This is a genomic window from Streptomyces sp. NPDC044063, assembly GCF_056434285.1.
Window position 1 is genome coordinate 1 of the sequence record NZ_JBWKFM010000047.1, and the last position, 25,053, is coordinate 25,053.

Below are 25,053 nucleotides of genomic sequence, written 5' to 3' on the forward strand. Positions count from 1 at the left end.
TCCTCGGGGTTCTCGGCGATGGCCATGCACACGCGGGCGACGCCGGGGGTGTAGACCATGGAGAGGTCGTCGCGGTTGCGGATGGGGTGCTTGGACGCCATCTCGATCTTGCCGCCGAGGTGCATGAGGAAGGTGCGGTCGGAGACCTTGCCGAGCACGACGCCCTCGATGCCGCGGAGCTTTTCCACGATCTCGTCGGCGTGTTCGGTGGAGGTCGTCGCCATGGTGACGTCGATCCGCAGCTTCTCGTGGCCGGAGGCGGTCACGTCGAGGCCGGTGACGGATCCGCCGGAGGACTCCACAGCCGTGGTGAGCTGGCTGACCGCCGTCCCGCCCACGGGGACCTCGAGTCGGACCGTCATCGAGTACGAGACGCTAGGCGCCGTTGCCATGGCCGCTTTCCTCTGCTTTCCCTGTTTCGTTTGCCGCGCTCATTGAAGCGCGATGTCTGATCGTCCCACCTACCGGCCAGTAGGGGGTAATGAGCCCCGCATGGCGGAAGGGGTCTTCCAAGATACGAGAGCCCCATAAAACGCCGACGGGCGTCCCTCTCCCTTGGAGAAGAACGCCCGTGGCGGAACGTCTACGACACCGACCCGCCATGCTCGCCTCGCGGCAAGTGGTCGCTCGAAGCGACTAAGGTTGGGCCCGGGGGCTTGGATCGAGCCGGTGCCGTACCCAGGCTAACAAACCCCTCCCGGAAGTCATTCCGGTAGGGCGTCTTCCCTTCGGGTTCAGTTTTCGCGGCGGATCCCGCTCCGGTTCGGGTCCGGTTCGGGTCCGGTCCGCTTCCGTTCCGCGGCGGATCCTGCTCAGTCGCGTGTTCAGTCGCGCAGCAGGTCCGGCACGCCGAGCTCGTCCGGGTCGTCCCGCTCCCCCGACAGCACCGTCAGCCGCTGCGTGGCGCGCGTGAGCGCGACGTAGAGCACGCGCAGACCGGCGGGCGACTCGTCGGCGATCTCGGCGGGCGTGACCACGACCGTCGCGTCGTACTCCAGGCCCTTCGCCTCCAGGCTGCCCAGCGCCACCACGCGGTCGCCGAGCCCGGCCAGCCACGTACGGGCCTCGGCGCGGCGGCCCATCGGCACGACCACGCCGACGGTGCCCTCCACGTCGGCCAGCAGGCGCAGCGCCTCGTCCCGCACGGCCGCGCCCAGGTCGGCGCCCGCCACGGCGAACCGGGGCACGACCCCGGTGGAACGGACGGCCGAGGGCGACTCCATGCCGGGCATGGCCAGCGCCAGCACCTTGGCCGCCAGCTCGGCGATCTCCGCCGGGTTGCGGTAGTTGACGGTCAGCCGGAAGCGGCGGCGCGGGCGGGTGCCCAGCGCCTCGTCGCGGGCGGCGCCCGCCTCGTCCGGGTCGGACCAGGAGGACTGGGCGGCGTCGCCGACGATCGTCCAGGTGGCGTGGCGGCCGCGGCGGCCCACCATCCGCCACTGCATCGGGGTGAGGTCCTGCGCCTCGTCGACGATGACGTGCGCGTAGTCCCGGCGCTCCTGGGCCAGCCGTTCGGCCCGCTCGCGGCGCGACTCGCCGCGCTGCGGCATGAGTTCCTCCAGCCCGGTGAGCTGGTCCAGCGGGTCGGCCTCGCGCGGCCGCTTCGGCCGGGCCGGCACGCCCAGCAGCGTCTCCAGTTCGTCCAGCAGCGCCACGTCGTGCACGGACAGCGGGCCGTGCCCGCGCTCGTCCAGGCGGCCGAGCGAACGGGCCAGCTGCCGGGCCTCGCGCGGGTTGAGCACCCGGCGCGACCAGCGGGACAACCGGCGCTCGTCGGCCATGGAGGCCAGCACCCGGCGCGGGGTGAGCTCGGGCCACCAGGCGGCGAGGAAGTCGGTGAAGACGTCCTCGGTGGTGATGTCCTCGTCGAACGCCGCGCGGGCCTCGGCGGCCAGCTCGGGGTCGGTGTAGCGGCGGGGGCCGCCGGACTTCGACCAGAGGGCGTCGAGGATCAGCCGCCGGGCGCGCGGCCGCAGCAGGTTGATCGGCGCGGTCCCGCCCAGGGCGGTGTTGCGGATGCGGTCGAGGTCGGCGGCCTCCAGCTCGACGCGGGCGCCGAAGGCGACGACGCGCAGCCGCTCGGGGACGGTCGTGCCGGCCGCGGGGACCTCCAGCGCGCCCCGGACCGCCTTGCGCAGCACCTTGAGCATGCGGGAGGAGCCCTTGATCCGGGCGATGGCCGGCTCGTCGTACGTGTCGGCCTCGGCGCCGTCCACCAGGGAGCCGACCGCCCGGATGGCGACCTGGCCCTCCTCGCCGAGCGAGGGCAGCACGCCCTCGGTGTAGGCGACCAGCAGCGGGGTCGGGGAGACCACGAGGATGCCGCCCGCGTAGCGCCGGCGGTCCTGGTAGAGGAGGTAGGCGGCGCGGTGGAGCGCCACGGCGGTCTTGCCGGTGCCCGGGCCGCCCTCGACCTCGGTCACCGAGGCGGCGGGGGCCCGGATGACCATGTCCTGCTCGGCCTGGATGGAGGAGACGATGTCGCGCATGGTGTGGCTGCGGGCCTGGCCGAGCGCGGCCATCAGCGCGCCGTCGCCGACCACCGGCAGGGGCGTGCCGTCCAGCGTCGTGGTGAGCTCCGGGCGCAGCAGGTCGTCCTCGACGCCGAGCACCCGGCGGCCCTTGGAGCGGATCACCCGGCGGCGCACGACCCGGCCGGGCGCCACCGGGGTGGCCCGGTAGAAGGGGGCAGCGGCGGGCGCCCGCCAGTCGATGACCAGCGGGGAGTAGTCGGAGTCGAGCACGCCGATGCGGCCGATGTGGAGGGTCTCGGCGATCTCGGCACGGTCGTCGGCGACCGCGTCGTCGGCGGGCTCGACGGAGGTGTACGCGCCGTCCGGGCCCTTCTTGCCGTCCTTGCCGAGCAGGAGGTCGATGCGGCCGAAGAGGAAGTCCTCGAACTCGTTGTTCAGCCGGTTGAGGTGGACCCCCGCCCGGAACACCTGGGCGTCCCGCTCGGCGAGCGCGCCGGGCGTGCCGACCTGGCCGCGTTTGGCGGCGTCGTCCATGAGGAACTCCGCCTCGTGGATCTTCTCCTCGAGGCGCCGGTACACCCGGTCCAGATGGTGCTGTTCGGCACCGATCTCACGGTCGCGGACCCCGTCGGGTTCCATCGCCGGTCCTGTCGCCACGTGCGCGTGTGTGGCGTTCTGCGCGGCCACCCAGGCCCCCTTCTGCTGTGCGTAGGGCAGCCGTCAACCGTACGCGAACAAGGGTGCCGATCGCATCTGTCAGGACATGAGGGGTTTGCCACGACAGTCGCCTGTTGACGAATCACACCGTGACCGTCGCGAGACGCTTTCCGTCCAGGGTGCGGACCTCGAAGCGGACGATGTCGGACCGCTGGTAGCCGGCCCCGCCATGGGTGTAGAGCGGCTCCGAGCCCCACTTGGAGGGCGAGCCGTCGCCCTTGTCCAGGCCGTAGCCGGAGGCCGGCACGGCCCAGGTGGTGACCGTCTGCTCCCGGCCGTCCCGGCCGACGGCGACCAGGTCGCAGGTCAGCGGCCCTCTGACGTTGCCCAGCCGGAGCGCCACATGGGTGCCCCAGGGCTTGCTCTGGAGCGAGACGGTCGCGTCGACCCCGGTGACGTGGTCGACGGCGCCGATCTTCTCGCCCTCCTCGTACATCTCCCGGGCCGCGCTCGCCCCCGTGTGGTGGGCGGGGGCGTCCCGCGCGGTGAGCGCGGCGCCGGCCAGCGGCCCGGCGACGATCAGCGCGACCGCCGCGGCCACCAGGCACAGCCGGCGCAGGCGCTGTGCCCGGCGGGCCGCGCCGACCTGGTCGAGCGCGCGGTCCAGCAGCTCGGGGCGGGGTCCGGCGGCCACGAGCGCGGGGTCCGGTGACGCCTCCTTGACCTCGGCGAGGAGCGGGGCCAGGCCCATCAGGTCGTCCAGCTCGGCGGCGCACCGGGAGCAGTCGGCGAGGTGCTCCTCGAAAAGGGCGGCGTCCGCCTCGTCCAGGACGCCGAGGGCGTAGGCGCCGGCGGCGGTGTGCTCGTCGTCGGGGCGCGGATGCCCGTGGTCCGGTGCCGGCGGCCTCATGCCGTCACTCCTCGTTCCTCGAGGATGAGCCTCAGGGAGCGCAGCGCGTAGAAGACGCGGGACCGTACGGTCCCGGCCGGTACCCCCAGCGCCTGTGCCGCCTCACTCACCGTACGTCCTTTGAAGTAGGTCTCGATCAGCGCCTCCCGGTGGGCGTCCGAGAGGTCGCCCAGCGCGTCGGAGAGGGTCATCAGCCGCAGCGCCCGGTCGATCTCGTCGGCCGCGGGCATCAGTTCGAGCGGCGCGGGGTCGACCTCGCGGGGGCGGGACTGCCGGCTGCGGTGGTTGTCGATGACGATCCGGCGGGCGACGGTCACCAGCCACGGCCGCACGGAACCGGAGGCTCCGCGGAGCTGGTCGGCGTTGCGCCAGGCGCGCAGCAGCGTCTCCTGGACGACGTCCTCGGCGCGCTGCCGGTCGCCCGCCACGAGGCGCAGCACGAAGGCCAGCAGCGGGCCGGCGTGCTCCGCGTAGAGCGACCGCATCAGGTCCTCGTCGGGACGCGTCCTGTCAGCCACGGCGGCATCCTCGCGCAAGCCATCCCCCTGGGTCGAGAGCGCGGTCCGGGGTTCCGGGGCGCCGGTTCCCGCGGTCGCCGGCGGGCCCAACCGCCGGTTCCGCCGGAGGCCTTCGGGCGGGAGTACGGACGCGGCGCCGGGCGCGTTCAGGGTCCGCCGGGGCTTCTTCCGCGGGCGGCGGCTACCGGCGCTTCAGCGCGCGGTGCCGGGCCACCCGCTCGCGGTTGCCGCACACCTCGCTGGAGCACCACCGCCGGCGGCGGCCCCGCGAGGTGTCGAGGTAGATCACCGAGCAGCTCTCGCCCTCGCACCGGCGCAGCCGGTCCCGCTCCAGGGGGTCGGTGAGCAGCTCCACGGCGTCCCGGGCGATCTGCCCCACCAGGGCGCCGCAGTCGGGCGCGACCGCGCGGACGAGCCGGCCGTCGGCGGCGCGCACCGCGGCCGGGGCGGGCGGCGCGGTGGCGGCGAGGGCGTTGACGCGGACGAGGTCGGGGTCGGCGGCCCGGCCGTCGATCTCGGCGTGGACGACGCGGTGGAGGAGGTCGCGGGCGGCGTGGAAGCGCGCGAGCCAGGTCGCGTCGACGGCGTCGAGCGGGGTGCCGGGGGGCACCGCGCCCACGGCGAGCAGCCAGGCCCGAAGGCGCCGGGGGCTGTCGAGCCGCTCCACCGGTTCGGCCGTGGCGACGAGGTCGAGGCACAACCGCCCGGCGGCGAACCGCAGGTCGTAGGAGGCCGCTGCCGACGCCATGCGCGTCACCTTTTTCCCTGAACGCCGTTGTCCCCCGCCCGCCGTCCCTCAGGGTGCCCCGGCCCGGCGCGCGCCGGAAGCCCCGGGTCGGTCAGGTGCGCGCCGGGGCGCCACCGGGCCCGCCGCCGCCCGGCACGCCCGCCCGGGCGCGGCGCCGCAGCCGTACGCCCACCACGACGCCGGCGCCCGCGCCCGCGACGCCCGCGCTCACCCCCGCGATCAGCAGGGTGCGGTCGGGGCCGCCGGCGGAGGCGGCGGCGGTGGTGGTCGCGGGGGTGGAGCCGGTGACGACGAGGTGGTTGGTGCGTTTGACCCGGCCGTGGTGGCTGATGACGGTGACGGGGTAGCGGCCGGCCTCCAGGCCGGGGCGGACGCGGGCCGGGCCGTAGTAGCGCGGGTCGTCGCCGTCGCCGGCCTTGCTGACGTCGCGGCGCAGCGGCACGGGCCGCTCGAAGGCGGGCGAGGTCGCCAGCAGCCGTTCCTCCTCCCCCGGATCGGGTGAGGCGTCGCTCCACAGCACATTGACGCGGCCCCCGGCCGGGACCCGGTGGCCGTGGGCGCGGGCCCCCTCGGGGCGGCCGTGGACGGTGAAGAACGCCGGTCCGCGCGCCTTGCCGAGGTAGTCCCCGTCGCCGGGCCGGGCGGCGCGGACCTCCAGCGGCTTCTCGTCGATCCGCCGCCCGTCCGGTCCGGTGAGGGCGACCTTGTAGGCGCCGTCCTTGACGTCGAGGGGCAGGGCGACGAGCGCGGTGAACATCCGGGGGTTGTTCCAGTCGCCGCCCGAGGGGTCGTGGGTCAGCCGGACCGCCGCGCCGAAGGCCGGCGAGGCGGCCGTGAAGACGTCGCCGCGCTCCCCGGGGTAGAGGTCGTCGAACGACAGGGCCAGCCGCTCCCCGGGCCGCAGCACCTCGCCGGGCGTCCCCGCCCGGAACTCCGGCCGCCGGGCGGACCCGACCTCCACCTGGTCCTTCGCCACCACCCTGCCGCCGGCGCGGACGGTGAGGGGGTACGTACCGGGCCGCACGGTCATCGAGATCGCGGGGCGGGCGTGGTGGCCGTCCGCGAGGCGCACGGGGCGGGGGAAGACCGGCGAGGTGACGACCACGTCCCCGGGCCGCTCGGGCAGACCTTGCAGCTCGATGTCGATCAGTTCGCCGGGACGGGCGCCGAAGGCGCCGTTGAGCAGCAGGTGCGCGCCGCCCGGCCCGTCGTCGGCCGTCGCGGCCGGGGCCCCGGCCAGCCACAGCGCCACCAGGGCGGGCACGGCGACCGCCGTCCGTGTCCGGTTCACCCGGCCACCCCCTTCGGTCCTCTTGTAAGAGGGCGACCCGGGCCGTGCGGTTGCTCATGGACGAAAAAGGCAGGGGCCCCACCGCTCGAAGCGGTGGGGCCCCTGCCCTCACATGGGATGAGTGGAGATGGCGGGAATCGAACCCGCGTCCAACGGTGCGGAATCAGGGCTTCTCCGTGTGCAGTTCGCTGCGATTTTCTCGGCCCCGGAGATCACGCGAACAAGTCTCCGACGGGCTCAGCCACTGTGTGGTTTCCCACCGGGCCCCGTGGCCGGGCCTGGTGGTTTAGTTCCCTAGCTGATGCCAGGATCCGGGTCGGGAACAGCCCCGGGCTGACACTTCGCGAGTCGCTACTTAGGCAGCGAGGGCGAAGGAATCGCGCTTGGTGTTGGCGATTATTGGTTGCGACATATGGTTTACGAGATCATTGCCGCTTCCTCGACACGCTTCCCCTGCTTCGACAGCCGCTGTCGAAACCGATCATCCCCATGTTGTTTTTTCAAGCTGCGCACCGGTTACCAGCCGGTGAGCGATGTGCCCATCGTACGTGACCAACGCGGGACGGTGCCAGCGTATTCCCCGGTGGGGGCTACCCCCGGGCGCGCTGCCGGCGCCGCGCCGCGCTGATCGCGCGGTCGGACTCCCGGCGGTCCTGCTTCTCGCGGAGCGTCTGCCGCTTGTCGTACTCCTTCTTGCCCTTCGCCAGGGCGATCTCGACCTTGGCCCGGCCGTCCTTGAAGTACAGGGCGAGCGGCACGATCGTGTGACCGGTCTCGTCCGCCTTGGACGACAGCTTGTCGATCTCCGCGCGGTGCATCAGCAGCTTCCGCTTGCGCCGCGCGCTGTGGTTGGTCCACGTCCCCTGGCTGTACTCGGGCACATGGACGTTGTGCAGCCACGCCTCGCCACCGTCGATCTGCACGAAGCCGTCGACCAGCGACGCCTTGCCCTGCCGGAGCGACTTGACCTCGGTGCCGGTGAGCACCAGGCCGCACTCGTACGTGGTCAGGAGGTGGTAGTCGTGCCGCGCCTTCTTGTTCTGCGCGATGAGTTTGCGACCCGTCTCTTTAGCCATAGCGCGGCCATTCTCGCACTACGACCCACCCCCGAGGCCACCCAATACTGTGCGTGCCCGCTCCTCCGCGTCGCCGCGTACGGCCAGGTCGGGGGCGATGCCGGAGCCGTCGACGCGGCGCCCGGCGGGAGTGCGGTAGTGACCGACGGTGAGCTCGGCCACCGAGCCGTCCGGCAGCCGGCTGGGCATCTGGATGGAGCCCTTGCCGAAGGTCCACGAGCCGACGACGACCGCCCGGCCGCGGTCCTGCAGGGCCCCGGCCAGCAGCTCGGCGGCGCTCATGGTGCCGCCGTCGACCAGGACGACGAGCGGCCGGTGGGTGTCCCCGCCCGGCTCGGCGCGCAGGGCCTGCTGGCGGCCGTGCACGTCGTAGGTGGCGACGAGACCGCCGTCGAGGAAGGCGGAGGCCGCCGTGACGGCCTCGGTGACCAGCCCGCCGGAGTTGCCGCGCAGGTCCAGTACGACACCCTCGCCGGGGCGGGCGGCGGCCACGGCCTCGCGGACGCGGTCGCCGGTGCCTCTGGTGAAGGAGCGGACCTTGATCAGGGTGGCGGGGGGCGCCCCGCCCGCGTCCTCGTCGGTCCTGGTCACCTCGACGCTCTCGGTGACCAGCCGTTCCCGGCGCAGCACCCGCTCCCACCGCTGCCCGTCGCGCTCCAGCCTTACGCGCACGGGGGTGCCGGCGGCGCCCACGTCGCTCCAGGAGGCGCCCGTGCCCCGGGGGTGGCCGTCGCGGGCGTGGGCGTCGCCGTGCGGCAGGCCGTCGCCGCGCAGCAGGGAGACGACCTCGGTGACCGGGCGGCCGGTGACGTCCGTGCCGTCGACGCTGACGATCCGGTCGCCCGGCGCGATCCCGGCGCGCTCGGCGGGGCCGCCGGGCAGGACGCTGTCGGCCTCCATCCGGCCGTCCGGGGTGCGCAGGGTGGTGAGGCCGACGCCGACGTAGGCGCCGTCCAGGGCGAGCGCGAACCCCTCGTACTCGCGAGCGCTGTAGACGACGCTCCAGGTGTCGCCGCTGCGGCTGACCACCTCGGCGGCGGCCTCCGAGCCGGATCCGCCGTTCCGGGCGGCCGCCGCGGCGGCGGCCTCGACGGCCCTGCGGTCCACGGCGCTGTCCACGGCCCGGGCGGCGGCGCGCGGGGGAACGCCGGGCAGCGGTGGGGTCCGGCCGTCCCGTCCGTCCGCGCCGAAGGAGCCCGTGGCGCCGCCGGCCGCCAGCACCCCGGCGAAGACCAGTGTCAGGACGGCTCCATGGCGGGCGCGGCGCTGCGGGACGAACATCGTCGGGCCGGGCATGCGCGTGAGTCTAGGACACCGGGGGCCGCCGCACGGGGAGTTGACCGGACGACGCCCTTGGCGCCGTTCACACCCTGAGGTAGCGCCAGAGGGCGACGAAGGCGGCCAGCGCCGGCATCAGCAGCCCGATGACCAGCAGGAGCGGGAGCTTGGCCAGCACCGCGTCCCATCCGATGAACTGGATGACGTCGATCTGGTGCACCAGCCAGTTGTTCACCAGGAAGTACTGGCCGCCGACCAGCAGGACGCACGCGAACCCGGCGCCGAGCAGACCGGCGAACGCGGCCTCCATGATGAACGGAATCTGGATGTAGAAGCTGGAGGCGCCGACCAGCCGCATGATCCCCGTCTCGCGGCGCCGGCTGAAGGCGGAGACCCGGACCGTGTTGACGATCAGCATCAGAGCGACGACCAGCATCAGCGCCATCACGCCCAGGGCGGCGACGTTCATGCCGTTGAGGAGGTTGAGCAGCGGCTCCAGCGTCTTGCGCTGATCCTCCACCTCCTGGACGCCGGCGCGCTGCGCGAAGGCGCTGGAGACGACCTGGTACTTGGCGGGGTCCCGGAGCTTGACGCGGAAGGACTCCTGCATCTGGTCGGGGGTGAGGAAGGAGGCGATCGGGGACTTGCCGAACTGCTCCTTGTAGTGCTTGTACGCCTCGTCCGTGGTCTCGAACTGGACGCTCTGGACGATCGGCATCTTCTCCAGATCGGCCTTGATCTGCTTCTTCTGGTCCTCGGTGACCGCGCCCCGGGCGCAGGCGGGCTGGGTCTCGGCGTCGCTCTTGTTGCAGAGGTAGATCGAGACGTTGACCTTGTCGTACCAGTAGCCCTTCATGCTGCCGACCTGCTCGCGCATCAGCAGGGAGCCGCCGAACAGGGCGAGCGACAGGGCGACGGAGACGATCACCGCGAAGGTCATCGTGAGATTGCGGCGGAGACCGACGCCGATCTCCGACAGGACGAACTGGGCGCGCATGGCGTCCTTTCAGTGCCTTCGGGCGGGTTCAGTGCTGGTAGCCGTAGACGCCGCGCGCCTGGTCGCGCACGAGCCGGCCCTGTTCGAGTTCGATGACGCGCTTGCGCATCTGGTCGACGATCTGCTGATCGTGGGTAGCCATGATCACGGTGGTTCCGGTGCGGTTGATGCGGTCCAGCAGCTTCATGATGCCGACGGAGGTCTGCGGGTCGAGGTTTCCGGTGGGCTCGTCGGCGATCAGCAGCAGCGGGCGGTTGACGAACGCGCGGGCGATCGCCACGCGCTGCTGTTCGCCGCCGGAGAGCTCGCCGGGCATCCGGTCCTCCTTGCCGCCGAGCCCCACCAGCTCCAGGACCTGCGGCACGGCCTTGCGGATCTCGCCGCGCTGCTTGCCGATCACCTCCAGGGCGAAGGCGACGTTCTGGCCCACGGTCTTGTTGGGCAGCAGCCGGAAGTCCTGGAAGACGGTGCCCAACTGGCGCCGCATATGGGGCACTTTCCAGTGGGAGAGCCGGGCCAGGTCCTTGCCGAGCACATGGACCTGACCGTGGCTGGCGCGTTCCTCGCGCAGCAGGAGCCGCAGGAACGTGGACTTCCCCGAACCCGAGGAGCCGACCAGGAAGACGAACTCGCCCTTCTCGATCTCCAGCGAGACGTCCCGGAGCGCCGGGCGGTTCTGCTTCGGGTAGGACTTGGAGACGTTGTCGAATCGGATCACAAGTGCACCACGCGTCGGCCTCGTAGCGGCACGGGCACCGTGATCGCACGGCGTCCCGTCGGTGAGCGTGACCCTACCGAACCACTCGTGCACGCGCAGTGGGCATCATGGGTTGACGTCGCCTGGCGCGGCCCGGGAGGCCCTGGCCAGGACGTTCGGCCCCTCTTCGCGCGGTGTGAGGGACCTCCCGCGCCGAACGGCGGGAAAGCTGGCACAGTGGTAAGGGAACCGCGGGGACCGATCGCGCGTTGGACGTACCGGAGGAGGAACTCGCATGACATGCGACCGACTGGTGTGCGCCAACTGCGCGGGCCCCGTCAACGAGGGCAGGTGCCCGGTGTGCCGGGCGAGCCGCGAGCGGTTGCAGTACCAGGAAGGGATCTTCGGCGGGCTGACGCCCACGGCGCTGATAGCGCTGCTGGTGGCGCTCGTCGCGGTGGCCGTGGTGGCCCGCGGCTTCGCCGGGTAACCGCCCCGCGGCTGGGACAACGCGTGAGGGGCCCGGAGCGCGAGAGCGCTCCGGGCCCCTTTGTCGCGTTGCCGCGGTGTCGCGGCTGTCGCGGGACCGGGCCGTCAGGCCGCGGTGCCGCGCTCGATCAGGCGCGGCAGCATCCGGAAGCCGATGCCGCCCGCGATCATCGTCGCGGCGCCGACCAGCAGGAAGGTGGTCTGACCGGCACCGGTCTGGGCCAGCTCGCCGGACGGGGCCGCGGACTCGGAGGAGCCGGACGAGCCGCCCTGGCTGGGCGTGCCGACCTGGGCGAGCTCCTCCTTGTCCTTGCCCTGGTCCACGGGCCGCGAGCCGGCACTGTCGGTGCCGGTGTTGCAGTTGCCGTCGGTGTCCACGGGGCAGGTGTGGGTGTCGTCGCCGTTGCCGCCGGTCGAGCCGCTGCCGCCGGTGGCGGAGGAGCCGTCGTGGTCGCCGCCGGTGGAGCCGCCGGAGGTGGAACCGCCGGAGGTCGAGCCACCGGAGGTCGAGCCACCCGAGGTGGAGCCGCCGCTGGTGGAGCCCCCGCTGGTCGAGCCGCCGGAGGTCGAGCCGCCGCTGGTCGAACCACCCGAGGTGGAACCGCCGGAGGTCGAGCCACCCGACGTCGAGCCACCGCTGGTCGAACCACCCGAGGTGGAGCCGCCGCTCGTGGAACCACCCGAGGTGGAGCCGCCGGAGGTCGTCGGGTCACCGCCGGTCGAGCCACCGCTCGTGGAACCACCGGAGGTCGAGCCACCACTGGTCGTCGGGTCGCCACCGGTGGAGCCACCGCTGGTCGAACCGCCGGAGGTGGAGCCGCCGGAGGTCGTCGGGTCACCACCGGTCGAGCCACCGCTGGTCGAACCACCGGAGGTGGAGCCGCCGGAGGTCGTCGGGTCACCACCGGTCGAGCCACCGCTCGTGGAACCACCGGAGGTGGAACCACCACTGGTCGGGGGCTGCGGGATCTCGGTCGGGCCCGTGGTCGGGTCGCCGTCGGGCGCACGCACGCCCGCGTGGGTCTTCACCTTGGCGCCGCCGACCTCGACGTCCACACCGGCGGCCGAGGCCGCGCCCGCGGCCGTCAGGGAGGCACCCGCGGCGATCATCGCACCCGCGGCTATTCGCGCGACACGCAGTCGCGTCCTGTTCGTCATCTGCTGCTACCCCCAGTAGCCGATCTCGTCATTGGAGCAGCCAATGCACGGGGGCGGGGGCGTTCCGGGGACGGCGTGACCCCGGCCGTACGAAATGCCGTACCGGCCGTGCCGCCTCGCCCCCCGCCACACGCGCCCCAGTGATCGCATGCCGCCCGTCAGCCTTCCCAGTTTTCCGGGCAGCGTCAAGGAAGTTACGGGCGATATGTCCGGCTAGGCGGGGGGTTGTTCGCAGTTGTCGTTCGGCGTCACCGACGCCTACTTCTCGGTCTGCTCCTGCTGCTTGCGCCAGCGGATGCCGGCCTCCAGGAAGCCGTCGATCTCGCCGTCGAGCACGGACTGCGGGTTGCCGACCTCGAACTCGGTGCGCAGGTCCTTGACCATCTGGTACGGGTGCAGGACGTACGAACGCATCTGGTTGCCCCAGGAGCTGCCGCCGTCGCCCTTGAGGGCGTCCATCTTGGCGCGCTCCTCCTGGCGCTGGCGCTCCAGGAGCTTGGCCTGGAGGACGTTCATGGCGGTCGCCTTGTTCTGGATCTGCGAACGCTCGTTCTGGCAGGAGACCACGATGCCGGTCGGGAGGTGCGTCAGGCGGACCGCGGAGTCCGTGGTGTTGACGCCCTGGCCGCCGGGGCCGGAGGAGCGGTAGACGTCGACGCGCAGGTCGGACTCGTCGATCTCGACGTGGTCGGTCTGCTCGACGACCGGCAGCACCTCGACGCCGGCGAAGGACGTCTGGCGGCGGCCCTGGTTGTCGAAGGGCGAGATGCGCACCAGGCGGTGCGTGCCCTGCTCGACGGAGAGGGTGCCGTAGGCGTACGGCGCCTGGACGGTGAAGGTGGTCGACTTGATGCCGGCCTCTTCCGCGTACGAGGTCTCGTAGATCTCGGTCTTGTAGCCGTGGCGCTCGGCCCAGCGCAGGTACATGCGCTGGAGGCGCTCGGCGAAGTCGGAGGCGTCGACGCCGCCGGCCTCGGCCCGGATGTTGACCAGGGCCTCACGGGCGTCGTACTCGCCGGAGAGGAGGGTGCGGACCTCCATCTCGTCCAGCGCCTTGCGGACCGACGTCAGCTCGACCTCGGCCTCGGCGAGGGTGTCGGCGTCGTCCTCGGCCTCGGCGAGCTCGAAGAGCACCGCGAGGTCGTCGATGCGGCCGCGCAGCCCCTCGGCCTTGCGCAGCTCGGCCTGGAGGTGCGACAGCTGGCTGGTGATCTTCTGCGCCGCCTCGGGGTCGTCCCACAGCGACGGGGCCGCCGCCTGCTCCTCGAGCACGGCGACGTCGGCCCTCATCCTGTCGAGGTCCAGAACGGCCTCGATCGACGCCATGGTCGAGGAGAGGGACTTCAGCTCTTCGGATACATCAACGACTGCCACGCACCCAGACTAACGGCTGTGCCGGGCATCCCGGTCCGAAGGGCGGTTCCCCGGCCGCCGCGCGGGCCGCGAGGACGGCCCGCACGACCGTGCGGGAAGGGTGCCGGAATCGCCGGACGGGCTTGTCTCCGGCCCGGATCGGCCCGAACCGGCCCGTCCGGCGCTTGAGGACGACCGCCGCGCAGCGGTGGTGCGGACGACACGGCCCGCAGCGCCCCTGCACGTGATCGCCGGGCCCGGCTACGGCAGCGGGGCCACGGAGCCCTGGGGGGCCTGGCGCGGGCCTCCGCCGGAGTCCTGGGCGGGTGGCTGGGTCCGGCCCTGCCCGGGCCCGGCCGGGGCCCGGGCGGGCTCGGTGCGGTGGACGCCGGGCTTGCCGCCGCCGGGCTTGGCGTCGCCCGGGTCGGCGCCGCCGCCCGTCGCGAACCAGGTGCCCACCCCGGCGGCCGCCGCCAGGGCCACGGCCGCGGCGCCCAGCTTGAGCCGGCGCCGGCGGGCGGTCTCGGCCGGGGTGCGGTGCCGCGCCGAGCCGGCGCGCGGCTGGCCGGGCGTACGGGGGGCGCGGGCCGTGCCGTGGGCGCCGCCCGCCAGCTCCTCGGGCCCGGGGACCCGCATGCTGGTGTGGGTGTCGCGGCTGGAGTCGGAGACGGCTCCGGGCACGAGCGGGACGGCGCCGCGCCGGCGCGGCTCGGGGGCGGCGGGCGCGGCGGCGGGCTCGTAGGCCCCCTCGCGCTCCGCCCCGGGCCCGCCGGAGGCGGTGGGCGCCGGGTCCTCGTCGTCCGGCTGCTCGTCGATGTCCAGCGGCGGCAGGCCCACCAGCCCGGGCTGGAGCTCGCGCAGGCGCGCCGCCAGCTCCGAGGCGCGGAGCCGGGAGGCGGGCGCCTTGGCCAGGCACTGGACGATCAGCTGCCACAGCTCGTCGGGGATGCCGGGCAGCGGCGCCACGGTCTCCGTGACGTGCCGGCGCAGCACCGCGCCCGGGTGGCCGCCGCCGAAGGGCGTGAAGCCGGCCAGCAGCTCGTAGAGGACCGTGGCCAGGGCGTAGACGTCGACGGAGGCGCGCGGCGGCAGGCCCTCGATGATCTCGGGGGCGAGGTAGTCGGGGGTGCCGATGACGCTGCGCCGGTCCGCCGGGCGGCCGCCCGCGGTGTCGCCGGAGCCCGTACCGGACCGCTCGCGGGCGGGGCGCGGGGAGTCGACGAGGCGGGCGATGCCGAAGTCGGTGAGGAGCGCCGGGTGGGCCCCGGCCGGGCCGAGCGGGCCCTGCATGTCGAGCAGGACGTTCTCGGGCTTGACGTCGCGGTGGATGACGCCGGCGGCGTGCGCGGCGGCGAGCGCCTCCGCGACGTCGGCCACGATGGCGACGGCCGCCTCGGGCGCCAGGCGGCGCTCGCGGTCGAGCCGCGTGCGCAGGTCGGTGCCCCGGATCAGGTCCATGACCAGTGCCAGGTCGGCGCCGTCGACGACGAGGTCGCGGACGCCGACCACATGGGGGTGGTCCAGACCGAGGAGGGCCGCGCGCTCCTGCACGAAGCGGCCGACGAGCTCCTGGTCGGAGGCGAGGTCCTCGCGCAGGAGCTTGATGGCTACCGGCCCCTCGGGGCCCTCGCCGAGCCACACCGTCCCGGCGCTGCCACGGCCGAGGATCTGGTGGGCGGTGTACCGGCTGCCGATCTTCCGTGCCAAGACTGTTCCCCGACTCCTCCGTCATCCGACAGGCGCACTGGCGAACAAGCTACGCGGCTGACGGGGCGTTGGGGACTCCGATTCGGCGTCAACCGTTACTTCTGCGGCAGAAAACACCCTTCAGGTGTCGATATGTCGACAGACATCCGGACGCCTCCCGTCCACCCGTCCGGTCTACGGCGCCTTGTCGGCCTTGGAGCCGAGGTTCGAGACCCAGTCCTTGACGGTCGTGATCCAGTCCCAGGTGGCGTCCCAGAAGCTCTTGCCGTCCGCGACCCAGTCCTTGAGCGGGGTGAACTCCCACACCAGCCAGGAGCCCACGACCAGCACGACGATCATGAACAGGCAGCCCTTGAGGCAGCCCAGGCCCGGGATCCGCATGGGGTTCGCGCTGCGCTGCCGCGGCGGGCGCGGCTCGCGGCGCGGAGCGGGCGCCGGGGCGGGGGCCGGTGCGGGCGCCGGCGGTGAGTACGGCTGCGGCTGGGGAGGCTGCGGCGTGTGGTGGCGCGGCTGCCGCCGCTCCGGGCGGCCCTGGGGGGCGCGCTGCGGGGCGTACGGCTGGGGCTGCGGGGGCCGGGCCGGGTACGGCTGCTGACCGTAGGCCTGGCCACCCTGCTGTCCCTGGCCGCCGTACTGTCCCTGACCGCCGTACTGCTGCGGCTGCTGCTGCCCGTACTGCTGCTGCGGCGCGGGGCCGGGGCGGCGGGCGGGGCGGCGGCGCAGCGGGTCGTCGTCCGGGTCGAGGTACTGGACCTGGGTCTGGTCGTTGCGGTCGCGGGCCGCGCGCATCTGGGTCTGCCAGGGGTGCGGGGTATCACCCTGCTGTCCCTGCGGGCCGCCCTGCGGCGGGCCCGGGGGCACCGGCGGCATGACCCGCGTGGGGTCGCCGGCCTGCGGGCCGGAGCCGGCGGGCAGCACCTGGGTGGCGTCGGCGTGGGACCCGGCGCCGTGGCCGGTGCTCCGCATCACGCTCGTCGCGGCGTTCGGGTCGTACGAGCCGGGGACGGCCGGCGGCAGCATCTGGGTGGGCTCGGCGTCGCCCGCGGGGGCGGTGGAGCCCAGGCCCGTGCCGGGCACCTCGGCGGGCTGGGGGTCGGGGGCGAGCAGCGCGGCGACGCCCAGCGCGGCCTCCGCCTGGTCCGGGGAGGCGTGCACGCCGACGCCCGCGGCGACCACGCGCAGGGCGCGGGCGAGGTTCTCGGCGCTGGGCCGCTCCTCCGGGCGCTTGCTCAGGCAGCGCTCTATGACCGTCCACAGCGGCTCGGGGACGGTCGTGGGGCGGCGCGGCTCGGCGCTCAGATGCTGGTGGAGCACCTCCAGCGCGGTCGCGCCGGCGAACGGCGGACGGCCGGTGACCAGCTCGTACAGCAGGATGCCGGCGCCGTAGATGTCGACGGCGGAGGTCTGCGGGCGGCCCTCGGCGGACTCGGGCGCGACGTAGGCCGGGGTGCCGACGAACTCGTGGGTACGGGTGAGGCCGGGCGAGTCCGCCAGCCGCGCGATGCCGAAGTCGGTCAGCATCGGGTGCATCTGGCCGCCGTCGTTCCTCAGCAGGACGTTGGCGGGCTTCAGGTCGCGGTGGACGATGCCGTCGGCGTGGCTGGCGGCGAGCGCGTCGGCGATCTGCGCGGTCAGCAGCGCGGCCGCGACCGGCGTGAAGGGGCCGTTCTCGCGGAGGTAGCGGTGGAGGTCGGGGCCGTCGACGAGGTCCATGACCAGCGCCAGCAGATCGCCCTCGACCACCAGGTCGCGGGTGCGGACGATGTTGGGGTGGGTGAGCCGGAGCAGGACGGACCGCTCGCGCAGGAAGCGCATGACGACGTCCGCGTCGTTCGCCAGCTCCTCCTTGAGGACCTTGATCGCGAGCAGCTCGCCGGGCTGCCCGGCCACCGCCGCCTCGGCGCCGGCCGACTCGCGCTGACGCGCCCGCCAGACGGTGCCCGTGGCTCCGCGTCCGAGCGGCTCCTCGAGCAGGTATTTGCTGCCTACCGGCCGCACGTCATGCGCTCCCTGGTCGTGATGCGAGCTCTGTGATCCAGGCTCTCGCGAGGTGTTCGGCTTCTTCCGATTCCGAGGTGTTCGGCTTCGCGCCCACTGTAGTGCCGCGTCCCGGCCCCGTCGTTCGCCGATCTTCCCGGGTTCGCCCGGAGAATCCGGTGGGGCTCGTGGGGAAGACGCGGGGCGCGGACCGATGGTTGCCGCGTGCCGCCACCTCTCGTCAAAAACGGCAAGAAACCGGCCCAGCTCGGGCAATCCACTGAAGAAATCAACCAATCACCGAGAGCGACCTGAGCTTTTCCCTGCTCGGATGGTCGTTCAAGATCACGAATCGGCTCTCGCCGGGCGCGTCGCGGACGGCAGGTGCGAGGATGCTCGCAGCACGGATGCGGTGGGAGGCGGTGGGAGCCCCCGCGCTACGTGGTGACCTGTACGTGCCGACGCGCCCGTACGCGGTGGGGGAAGGCCCGGACCCGTCGCGCACCCGGGGCAGGAAGGGACCGTTGACGGCGATGCAGATCCGGCTGACCGTCCTCGGGCCGCTCAGCGGCCACACCACGTGCGCCTGCGATGTGCTCGTGACCGCCCCCGCGGGGACCGCCCTCGCCGCCGTGGCGAACGGCCTCGCGACCGCCGTCGCGGCGGCCGGCTCCGACCTCGGCGGCGGCGCCGTCGTGGTCTACGCCGGCGCCGAGCGCCTCGACCCGCAGCGCTGCGCGCTGGGCGAGCCGCCGCTGACGGACGGCGCGGTGCTGTCCCTGGGCGGCCCCGCCGACCCCGAACGGCACGCCGGCGTGCTCTCCGGCGTCCCGGAGGCGGCCGCCCGGCTGCACGTGGTCTCCGGCCCCGACGCCGGCGGCGTCCACCTGCTGCACGGCGGCGAGGTCCGCGTCGGCCGCTCCAGCTCCGCGGACGTCCCCCTGGACGACCCCGACGTCTCCCGCCTCCACTGCGCGGTCACCCTCGCCGACGACGGCACCGTCACCCTCCACGACCTGGGCTCCACCAACGGCACCCTGCTCGACGGCGAGACGGTCGACGGCTGCCCCGTACCGCTGCCGGCGGGCTCCCTGCTGCGCGTCGGTGAGTCCACGCTGAGCCTCCACGCCGCGGCGCCGGGCGTCCTGCCCGCGGTGCCGGACGGCGAGGGGCACCTGAGGGTCGGCGCGCGTCCCGACGGCGACGAACGCCCGGCCCCGGGCCCCACCGGCGGCGCGGGCACCGGCTATGGCGAGGGCACCTGGCAGGCGCGGCCCGGCGGTGCGTACGTCCCGGCCATCCCCGCCCAGCCGACCGGCACGGACCGGGAGGCCGTACCACCCCGCGCGGCCGGGGCGACCACCAGCGCCACCGGGTACGCGGGCCTGGCCGCGCCGGGCGGCACCCCTTCGACTTCGACCGATACCGGCGCGGACGCCGAGCGGAACGACGGCTCCGGCGCCAAGCGGCGCTCCCGCGGGATAGGAGCCTGGGCCCGCCGGCTGACCGGCGGGCTGACCGGGCGCGAGACCGAGCGCCGTCCGGCCGACGAGGCCACGGCCGACGGGCCGCCCGGCGACGGCGTCACGGAGGGCGCCCCGGCCGCCCCGGGCGCCGCCACGCCGCGCGAGCGCTGGCCGGACCCGGCGGCCGTGCTGCTCACCGCGCTCGGGCCGGGCCCCCGCCTGTGGGAGCGCGGCGCGGACCACCCCGACCTGCTGACCGTCCGGCTGGGCACGGCCGACCGCTACCGCCCCGACGGCGGCCCGCTGCCGTCCGTGCCCGTGACGGTCGGCCTGCGGCAGACCGGCTCGCTGGGTCTGGCGGGCCCCCGGGCGCGGCTGTCCGGGCTGGCCCGGTCCGTCCTCGCCCAGCTCGCCGCGCTCCACGCGCCCGCCACGCTGGAGTACGTGCTGATCAGCGCGGACCGCTCGCGCGCCGTCGAGGAACGGCTCGCGGAGTGGTCCTGGCTGGGCTGGCTGCCGCACGCCCGGCCCGTGCACGGGCAGGACTGCCGGCTGCTGACGGCCTACGACCGCGAGCAGGCGGAGGCCCGCGTCGCCGAGCTGGTGCGCCGCCTGGACGACGGCCCGCTGGGCCCGAACTGGGCGAGCGCCGGCGCCGAGGCCGTCGCCGCCGCCACCGAGCGCCACCGCGGCCCGTACACGGTGCTGATCGTGGACGGCGACCCCGGCTCCGCCGGTCTGCGCGAGACGGTCGCGCGGCTGGCCGTGGGCGGGCCGGCGGCGGGCATCCACCTGCTCTGCCTGGCGGACGCCCCGGCCACCACGCCGTCGTCGCCGGTGTCGGCGACCCTGCGGACGGCCGAGGAGGCCTCCCCCGCCTTCCCGCACTGCGGTGCCGTGGCCGTGCTCAGCGGTGACGTCGCCACGGTCGTCCAGGTCATCCGGCAGACGCCCGCGCCGCTCCCGGCGGGGGACTCCGGAGGGCCGGCGGCCCCCGGGGGGTCCTCGGACGCCGGCGCCGCCAGGACGGTCGTCGGCGCGCTCGACGCCGTCTCCGCCGCCTGGGCCGAGCGCTTCGCCCGGGCGCTGGCGCCCCTGCGCCCGGCGGACACCGCCGGCGACGCGCTCCAGGGCTCGCGCATCGCGGCCGCGCTGCCGCGCACCGCGCGCCTCCTGGACGAGCTGGGGCTGGCCCGCGCCACCCCGGCCTCGCTGACCGCGCGCTGGGCGGCCGCCACGGACCGGGGCGCCCGGCCCGGCGGCCGGGCCGTCGCCGTGCTCGGCGCGGGTCCCCACGGTCCGCTCGCGGTCGACCTCGCGGCCGACGGCCCCCACCTCGTGGTGCACGGCGGGCGGGGCAGCGGGAAGACCGAACTGCTGCGCTCGCTGGCCGCCTCGCTGGCCGCCGCCGACCGGCCGGACCGGCTCTCGCTGGTCCTCGTCGACGGCGCGGCCGCCGAACGCGGGGAGGGGCTGCGGGTCTGCACCGACCTGCCGCACGTCTCGACGTACCTCGCCGCCGCCGACCCCGTACGGATGCGGGAGTTCGCCCAGGCGCTGAGCTCGGAGCTCAAGCGCCGGGCCGAACTGCTGGGCACCCTCGACTTCTGCGGCTGGCACGAGCGCAGCGCCGCCGGGGTCGTCGCCCCCCGCAGGCCCGCGGAGCCCTCCGGCGACCTCGACGGCTCGTCCACCGGCACGCTCAAGCTGCGCACCCAGCGCGGCGGTCCGTCCCGTACGGCCGAGACCGCGCTGCCCCGGCTCGTCGTCCTCGTCGACGACTTCGACGCCCTGGTCGCGCCCGCCCTGGGCGCCACGGGCCGGCCGGCGGCCGGCTCGGTCGTCCGCGCGCTGGAGTCCGTCGCCCGCGACGGCGAGCGGCTCGGGGTCCACCTGGTCGTCGCGTCGGGCCGCCCGGACCGTACGGCCGACACGGCGGCGGTGGAACGGGCCGGGCTCCGGGCGACCCTGGAGATCGCGCCCGCGTCGGCGGACGCCCCGGCCGGCGACGGCACGGGCGGCCCGGCGCCGGGCCGGGGCCGGCTGCAACGCCCCGACGACGCCGCGACCGTCCCCTTCCAGGCGGGCCGGGTCACCGGCCGCATCCCCCGCACGGCGACCCAGCGGCCGACGGTGGTCCCGCTGGACTGGCAGCGCATGGGCGACCCGCCCACCCGCCGCCCCCTCCGCGAACTGGGCAACGGACCCACGGACCTCGCCCTCCTGGCCAGCGCGCTGCAACGCGCGGCCCAGTCGGCGGGCGCCCAGGCGGCACCGCCGCTGCTGTGACGGCGCCACCGGCGGTCGCCGGTGGGCGGCCGTCGGCAGGTGGTCGCCGGTGGGCGGCCGTCGGCAGGTGGTCGCCGGTGGGCGGCCGTCGGCAGGTGGTCGCCGGTGGGCCGTCACCGGTGGGCCGTCGTCGGTAGGCGTCGGTGCGTCACATCCCGGTCACGATCGGTGCCTTGGGCGCCGACACGGTATTGCGGCGATCTGACGCCGGGCGTAGGACTGTCGCACGGGAGTGCGGCCACACGCTGGGGTTGCGCATGTGCGGCCGCCGACGGGGACCGGGCACGGGAGGTACGGGCCATGCGTACGGAGACACGGACATCACCCGCGGCATCACCGACCACACGCGCGGCACGGGGCGCGCTCGCCCTGGCCGTGGCGGGGGCGCTGGCCCTGACCGCCGCGGCGTGCGGCGGGGGCGGCGACGGCGGGAAGAAGAGCGACGACAGCTCCCGGCCGGCCCCCGGCCAGTCCGACGTCATCCCCCACACGGTCCGGCTCCCCAAGCTGGACGGGCAGAAGCTCAAGGTGACCGCCGTGTGGACCGGCGCCGAGCAGAAGAGCTTCACCAGGGTGCTCGACGAGTTCGCCAAGCGCACCGGCGCCGAGGTCTCGTTCGTACCGAGCGGCGACGACATGTCGGCGTTCGTCGGCTCGAAGGTCGCCGGCGGCGACCCGCCGGACGTGGCGATGCTGCAACAGCCGGGCGTCCTCCAGGAGTTCGCCCGGAAGGGCTGGCTGAAGCCGCTGAGCGGTGACGTCACCGCCCAGCTGGACAAGCACTTCGCCAAGGGCTGGCGGGACCTGGGCAGTTACGAGGGCAAGCCGTACGGCGTCTACTTCAAGGCCACCAACAAGTCCCTGGTCTGGTACAACGCCAAGATATTCGAGGCCGCCGGCGCCAAGGAGCCGAAGAGCTGGCAGGAGTTCCTGCGCACCGCGCAGGCCGTCGCCGACTACGGCGTCTCCCCGGTCTCGGTCGGCGGCGCGGACGGCTGGACGCTCACCGACTGGTTCGAGAACGTCTACCTCTCGCAGGCCGGCCGCGAGAAGTACGACCAGCTGGCCCGGCACCGCATCGCCTGGACGGACGCGTCGGTGAAGGACGCGCTGACGACGCTGGGCCAGCTCTTCGGGAAGAAGGAGCTGCTGGCCGGCGGCAACGACGGCGCGCTGCAGACGCAGTTCCCCGCCTCCGTCAGCCAGACCTTCACCGGCGGGGAGAAGGCCAAGGCCGCCATGGTCTTCGAGGGCGACTTCGCGGCCGCCACCATCGCCGGGACCAAGGCGCGGATCGGCACGGACGCCAAGGTCTTCCCCTTCCCGGCGGTGGGTTCCACCGCGCCCGTGGTGACCGGCGGGGACGTGGGCGTGGCGCTCAAGGACGGGCAGGCGGCCCAGGCGCTGCTGACGTTCCTGGCCTCCCCGGACGCGGCCGGCATCTGGGCGAAGGACGGCGGCTTCGTCTCGCCCAACAAGGGCCTGCCGCTGTCCGCCTACCCCGACCCGGTGCCGCGCTCCATCGCCCGGGCCGTCGTGGCGGCGGGCGACGACTTCCGCTTCGACATGTCCGACCAGGCCCCCGCCGCCTTCGGCGGCAAGCCGGGTCAGGGCGAGTGGAAGCACCTCCAGGACTTCCTGCGGAACCCCTCGGACGTAGCGGGCACCCAGCAGCGGCTGGAGGCCGACGCGGCCAAGGCGTTCACGGGCTGACGGGGGCGTCGCCATGTCCTCCGCGACCGCTCGGCCGCCCGCGGCGGGGAAGCGGGCGGCGGCCGGGACCCGGAGCGTGCTCGGCACGCGCCCATGGGTCGCCGCCTGCTTCCTGCTTCCCGCGCTGGCCCTGCTCGGGGCCCTCGTCGTCTATCCCATCGGCTACTCCGTGCACCGCAGCCTCTTCGACGCCTCCGGCGACGGCTTCGCCGGTCTCGACAACTACCGGGAGGTCTTCACCGACGACCGCATCCGCACCGCGCTGAAGAACAACGTCATCTGGGTGGTCGTGGCGCCGACCGTGGCCACCGCCCTGGGGCTGGTCTTCGCGGTGCTCACCGAACGGGTCCGCTGGGGAACGGCGTTCAAGCTGGTCGTCTTCATGCCGATGGCCATCTCCATGCTCGCCGCCGGCATCATCTTCCGGCTGGTGTACGAGCAGAACCCGGAACGCGGGGTGGCCAACGCGGTGTGGGTCGGCGTCCACGACACGTTCGCCGCGCCCGCGCCCTACCCGGGGGCACGGCCGCGGCCCACCGGCGACCTGACGGAGAGCGGCGGGGGCGCGTACACCACCAGGGGCCCGGTACGGGCGGGCTCGGCCGTCGCGCTGCCGCTGGTGGCCGTGAAGCCGGAGGACGTGGCCGGGGCCCGGGAGGCGATCCCGGCACGGGACGTGGCCGGCAAGGTCACCGGCACCGTGTGGCTGGACTTCACCCGGGGCGGCGGGGGGACCGCCGGGAAGATCGACGCGGGTGAGAAGGCCCTGGCCGGGGTGCGGGTGGAGGCCGTCAGGGACGGCCGCGCGGTCGCCTCGGCCACCACGGCGTCCGACGGGACGTTCACGCTGCCCGCGGCCGCCGACGGCGCGCGGCTGCGGCTGCCCGCCGCGAACTTCGCCACCGCCTACAACGGCGTGGACTGGCTGGGTCCCACGCTCGTGACCCCGTCCATCATCGGCGCCTACATCTGGATGTGGGCGGGCTTCGCGATGGTCCTCATCGCGGCGGGGCTGGCGAGCGTGCCGCGCGAACTGCTGGAGGCCGCCCGGGTGGACGGCGCCGGCGAATGGCAGGTCTTCCGGCGGGTGACGGTCCCGCTGCTGGCACCGGTGCTGGTGGTCGTGGTCGTCACGCTCATGATCAATGTGCTGAAGATCTTCGACCTCGTCTACATCATCGCGCCCGGCTCCAGCCTCGACAACGCCAACGTGCTGGCCCTGCAGCTCTACCAGTCGTCCTTCGGCACCGACGTCAACCAGGGCGTCGGCAGCGCCATCGCCGTCCTCCTCCTGCTGCTCGTCCTGCCGGTGGTGGTCGTCAACATCCGCCGCATCCGCAAGGAGAGGGAGGGCGGTCGATGAGCACCGCGCGCAGGACCACGTCGCGGATCGCCGCGCTGCTGGGCGGGGGCGTCGTACGCGCCTTCCTCGTGGTGGTGGGGCTCTTCTGGCTGATGCCCACGGTCGGGCTGCTGCTCTCCTCCCTCCGCGACAAGGCGGACATCGCGGCGTCGGGCTGGTGGCAGGTGTTCGCCCACCCGGGGCAGCTCACGACGGAGAGCTACGCCACGCTCTTCGCCAACCACACGGTCATGCGTTCCCTGCTGACGACCGCCCTGATCACCGTTCCGGCGACGGTGCTGGTGATCCTCGTCGGGGCGCTCGCCGGATACGCCTTCGCCTGGCTGGACTTCCCCGGCCGGGACTGGTGGTTCATGGTGGTGGTGGGGCTGCTGGTGGTGCCGGTGCAGGTGGCGCTGATCCCGGTGGCGAAGCTCTTCAACGCCCTGGGGATCTTCGAGTCCACGGTGGGCGTGGTCCTCTTCCACACGGCCTTCGGACTGCCCTTCGCGGTCTTCCTGCTGCGCAACTTCTTCGCCGAGATCCCACGCGAGCTGCTGGAGGCGGCCCGGCTGGACGGGGCGGGCGAGCTGCGGCTGTTCACCCGCGTGGTGCTGCCGCTGGGCGGCCCGGCCATCGCCTCGCTGGGCATCTTCCAGTTCCTGTGGGTGTGGAACGACATGCTGGTGGCGCTGATCTTCGCCGACAGCGGCAACCCTCCCATCACGGTGGCGCTCCAGCAGCAGGTCCGGCAGTTCGGCGACAACGTCGACATCCTCGCTTCGGGCGCGTTCCTGTCGATGATCGTGCCGCTCGTGGTCTTCTTCTCCTTCCAGCGTCAGTTCGTGAACGGGGTGATGGCCGGGGCGGTCAAGTGATCTCCGGCCTGCCGACGGCCTGCCGACGGCCTGGT

Annotated in this window: 19 protein-coding genes and 1 other RNA gene; 5 read left to right on the forward strand and 15 right to left on the reverse strand. The window is 74.1% G+C overall.

What is annotated here, in order from left to right; all coding sequences use genetic code 11:
- From AC07BS_RS33490 to ftsE, 11 genes are all read right to left on the reverse strand, one after another.
- Nucleotides 1-392, reverse strand: a 392-nt coding sequence (locus AC07BS_RS33490; RefSeq protein ID WP_478935392.1) for an ACT domain-containing protein, incomplete at its 3' end; no start/stop codon positions are given.
- 432 nt (nt 393-824) lie between these two features.
- A complete protein-coding gene (locus AC07BS_RS33495) occupies nt 825-3,113 on the reverse strand; it encodes a HelD family protein (protein WP_478650723.1) in 2,289 nt (762 codons plus the stop codon).
- Nucleotides 3,114-3,273: 160 nt separating this feature from the next.
- Entirely contained in the window at nt 3,274-4,041 is a 768-nt protein-coding gene (locus AC07BS_RS33500; protein ID WP_478650646.1) for a zf-HC2 domain-containing protein, read from the reverse strand.
- On the reverse strand, nt 4,038-4,577 hold the full coding sequence (locus AC07BS_RS33505; protein ID WP_478650648.1) for a sigma-70 family RNA polymerase sigma factor: 540 nt from the start codon (nt 4,575-4,577) through the stop codon (nt 4,038-4,040). The genes AC07BS_RS33500 and AC07BS_RS33505 overlap by 4 nt, the downstream gene beginning before the upstream one ends.
- A gap of 163 nt (nt 4,578-4,740) precedes the next feature.
- Nucleotides 4,741-5,307, reverse strand: a complete 567-nt coding sequence (locus tag AC07BS_RS33510; protein WP_478650650.1) for a CGNR zinc finger domain-containing protein — start codon at nt 5,305-5,307, stop codon at nt 4,741-4,743.
- Between the two features lie 91 nt (nt 5,308-5,398).
- Nucleotides 5,399-6,598, reverse strand: a complete 1,200-nt coding sequence (locus AC07BS_RS33515) for a hypothetical protein (protein WP_478935394.1) — start codon at nt 6,596-6,598, stop codon at nt 5,399-5,401.
- A gap of 119 nt (nt 6,599-6,717) precedes the next feature.
- Nucleotides 6,718-7,087, reverse strand: a transfer-messenger RNA (tmRNA) gene (ssrA, locus tag AC07BS_RS33520).
- A gap of 101 nt (nt 7,088-7,188) precedes the next feature.
- Nucleotides 7,189-7,674, reverse strand: coding sequence for an SsrA-binding protein SmpB (smpB, locus tag AC07BS_RS33525; protein WP_478650654.1), 486 nt, complete (start codon nt 7,672-7,674; stop codon nt 7,189-7,191).
- 18 nt (nt 7,675-7,692) lie between these two features.
- Nucleotides 7,693-8,970 carry a S41 family peptidase gene (locus AC07BS_RS33530; protein ID WP_478935395.1) on the reverse strand — a complete coding sequence of 426 codons (1,278 nt, stop codon included), beginning with the start codon at nt 8,968-8,970 and terminating at the stop codon, nt 7,693-7,695.
- Nucleotides 8,971-9,037: 67 nt separating this feature from the next.
- Nucleotides 9,038-9,949, reverse strand: coding sequence for a permease-like cell division protein FtsX (gene ftsX, locus AC07BS_RS33535; RefSeq protein WP_478650658.1), 912 nt, complete (start codon nt 9,947-9,949; stop codon nt 9,038-9,040).
- A 28-nt stretch (nt 9,950-9,977) separates the two neighbouring features.
- Nucleotides 9,978-10,667, reverse strand: coding sequence for a cell division ATP-binding protein FtsE (ftsE, locus tag AC07BS_RS33540; protein WP_478650660.1), 690 nt, complete (start codon nt 10,665-10,667; stop codon nt 9,978-9,980).
- A gap of 274 nt (nt 10,668-10,941) precedes the next feature.
- On the opposite strand from ftsE, the gene AC07BS_RS33545 reads away from it, so the two are divergent.
- Nucleotides 10,942-11,136 carry a hypothetical protein gene (locus tag AC07BS_RS33545; RefSeq protein ID WP_478650662.1) on the forward strand — a complete coding sequence of 65 codons (195 nt, stop codon included), beginning with the start codon at nt 10,942-10,944 and terminating at the stop codon, nt 11,134-11,136.
- A 104-nt stretch (nt 11,137-11,240) separates the two neighbouring features.
- Here AC07BS_RS33545 and AC07BS_RS33550 read toward each other — a convergent pair whose 3' ends face one another.
- From AC07BS_RS33550 to AC07BS_RS33565, 4 genes are all read right to left on the reverse strand, one after another.
- Nucleotides 11,241-12,293, reverse strand: a complete 1,053-nt coding sequence (locus AC07BS_RS33550) for a hypothetical protein (RefSeq protein WP_478650664.1) — start codon at nt 12,291-12,293, stop codon at nt 11,241-11,243.
- 258 nt (nt 12,294-12,551) lie between these two features.
- Complete coding sequence (gene prfB / locus AC07BS_RS33555) at nt 12,552-13,667, reverse strand: peptide chain release factor 2 (protein ID WP_478650666.1); 1,116 nt, start codon at nt 13,665-13,667, stop codon at nt 12,552-12,554.
- A gap of 240 nt (nt 13,668-13,907) precedes the next feature.
- Nucleotides 13,908-15,353, reverse strand: coding sequence for a serine/threonine-protein kinase (locus AC07BS_RS33560; protein ID WP_478650668.1), 1,446 nt, complete (start codon nt 15,351-15,353; stop codon nt 13,908-13,910).
- Between the two features lie 174 nt (nt 15,354-15,527).
- Nucleotides 15,528-17,351, reverse strand: a complete 1,824-nt coding sequence (locus AC07BS_RS33565; RefSeq protein WP_478935397.1) for a serine/threonine-protein kinase — start codon at nt 17,349-17,351, stop codon at nt 15,528-15,530.
- A gap of 512 nt (nt 17,352-17,863) precedes the next feature.
- On the opposite strand from AC07BS_RS33565, the gene AC07BS_RS33570 reads away from it, so the two are divergent.
- The 4 genes from AC07BS_RS33570 (at nt 17,864) to AC07BS_RS33585 (ending at nt 25,018) form a co-directional block, all read left to right on the forward strand.
- Nucleotides 17,864-21,085 carry an FtsK/SpoIIIE domain-containing protein gene (locus AC07BS_RS33570; RefSeq protein WP_478935410.1) on the forward strand — a complete coding sequence of 1,074 codons (3,222 nt, stop codon included), beginning with the start codon at nt 17,864-17,866 and terminating at the stop codon, nt 21,083-21,085.
- Between the two features lie 300 nt (nt 21,086-21,385).
- Nucleotides 21,386-22,798, forward strand: coding sequence for an ABC transporter substrate-binding protein (locus AC07BS_RS33575; RefSeq protein ID WP_478935398.1), 1,413 nt, complete (start codon nt 21,386-21,388; stop codon nt 22,796-22,798).
- A 13-nt stretch (nt 22,799-22,811) separates the two neighbouring features.
- Entirely contained in the window at nt 22,812-24,161 is a 1,350-nt protein-coding gene (locus AC07BS_RS33580) for a carbohydrate ABC transporter permease (protein WP_478935399.1), read from the forward strand.
- Complete coding sequence (locus tag AC07BS_RS33585; protein WP_478935400.1) at nt 24,158-25,018, forward strand: carbohydrate ABC transporter permease; 861 nt, start codon at nt 24,158-24,160, stop codon at nt 25,016-25,018. The genes AC07BS_RS33580 and AC07BS_RS33585 overlap by 4 nt, the downstream gene beginning before the upstream one ends.
- The last annotated feature ends 35 nt before the right edge of the window (nt 25,019-25,053 follow it).

Coding starts and splice junctions, on each gene's coding strand:
- AC07BS_RS33575 (WP_478935398.1), top strand. CDS start 21,386: ATGCGTACGGAGACACGGACATCACCCGCGGCATCACCGACCACACGC.
- AC07BS_RS33495 (WP_478650723.1), bottom strand. CDS start 3,113: ATGGAACCCGACGGGGTCCGCGACCGTGAGATCGGTGCCGAACAGCAC.
- AC07BS_RS33585 (WP_478935400.1), top strand. CDS start 24,158: ATGAGCACCGCGCGCAGGACCACGTCGCGGATCGCCGCGCTGCTGGGC.
- AC07BS_RS33500 (WP_478650646.1), bottom strand. CDS start 4,041: ATGAGGCCGCCGGCACCGGACCACGGGCATCCGCGCCCCGACGACGAG.
- ftsX (WP_478650658.1), bottom strand. CDS start 9,949: ATGCGCGCCCAGTTCGTCCTGTCGGAGATCGGCGTCGGTCTCCGCCGC.
- AC07BS_RS33550 (WP_478650664.1), bottom strand. CDS start 12,293: ATGACGAACAGGACGCGACTGCGTGTCGCGCGAATAGCCGCGGGTGCG.
- AC07BS_RS33510 (WP_478650650.1), bottom strand. CDS start 5,307: ATGGCGTCGGCAGCGGCCTCCTACGACCTGCGGTTCGCCGCCGGGCGG.
- smpB (WP_478650654.1), bottom strand. CDS start 7,674: ATGGCTAAAGAGACGGGTCGCAAACTCATCGCGCAGAACAAGAAGGCG.
- AC07BS_RS33545 (WP_478650662.1), top strand. CDS start 10,942: ATGACATGCGACCGACTGGTGTGCGCCAACTGCGCGGGCCCCGTCAAC.
- AC07BS_RS33580 (WP_478935399.1), top strand. CDS start 22,812: ATGTCCTCCGCGACCGCTCGGCCGCCCGCGGCGGGGAAGCGGGCGGCG.
- AC07BS_RS33570 (WP_478935410.1), top strand. CDS start 17,864: ATGCAGATCCGGCTGACCGTCCTCGGGCCGCTCAGCGGCCACACCACG.
- AC07BS_RS33530 (WP_478935395.1), bottom strand. CDS start 8,970: ATGCCCGGCCCGACGATGTTCGTCCCGCAGCGCCGCGCCCGCCATGGA.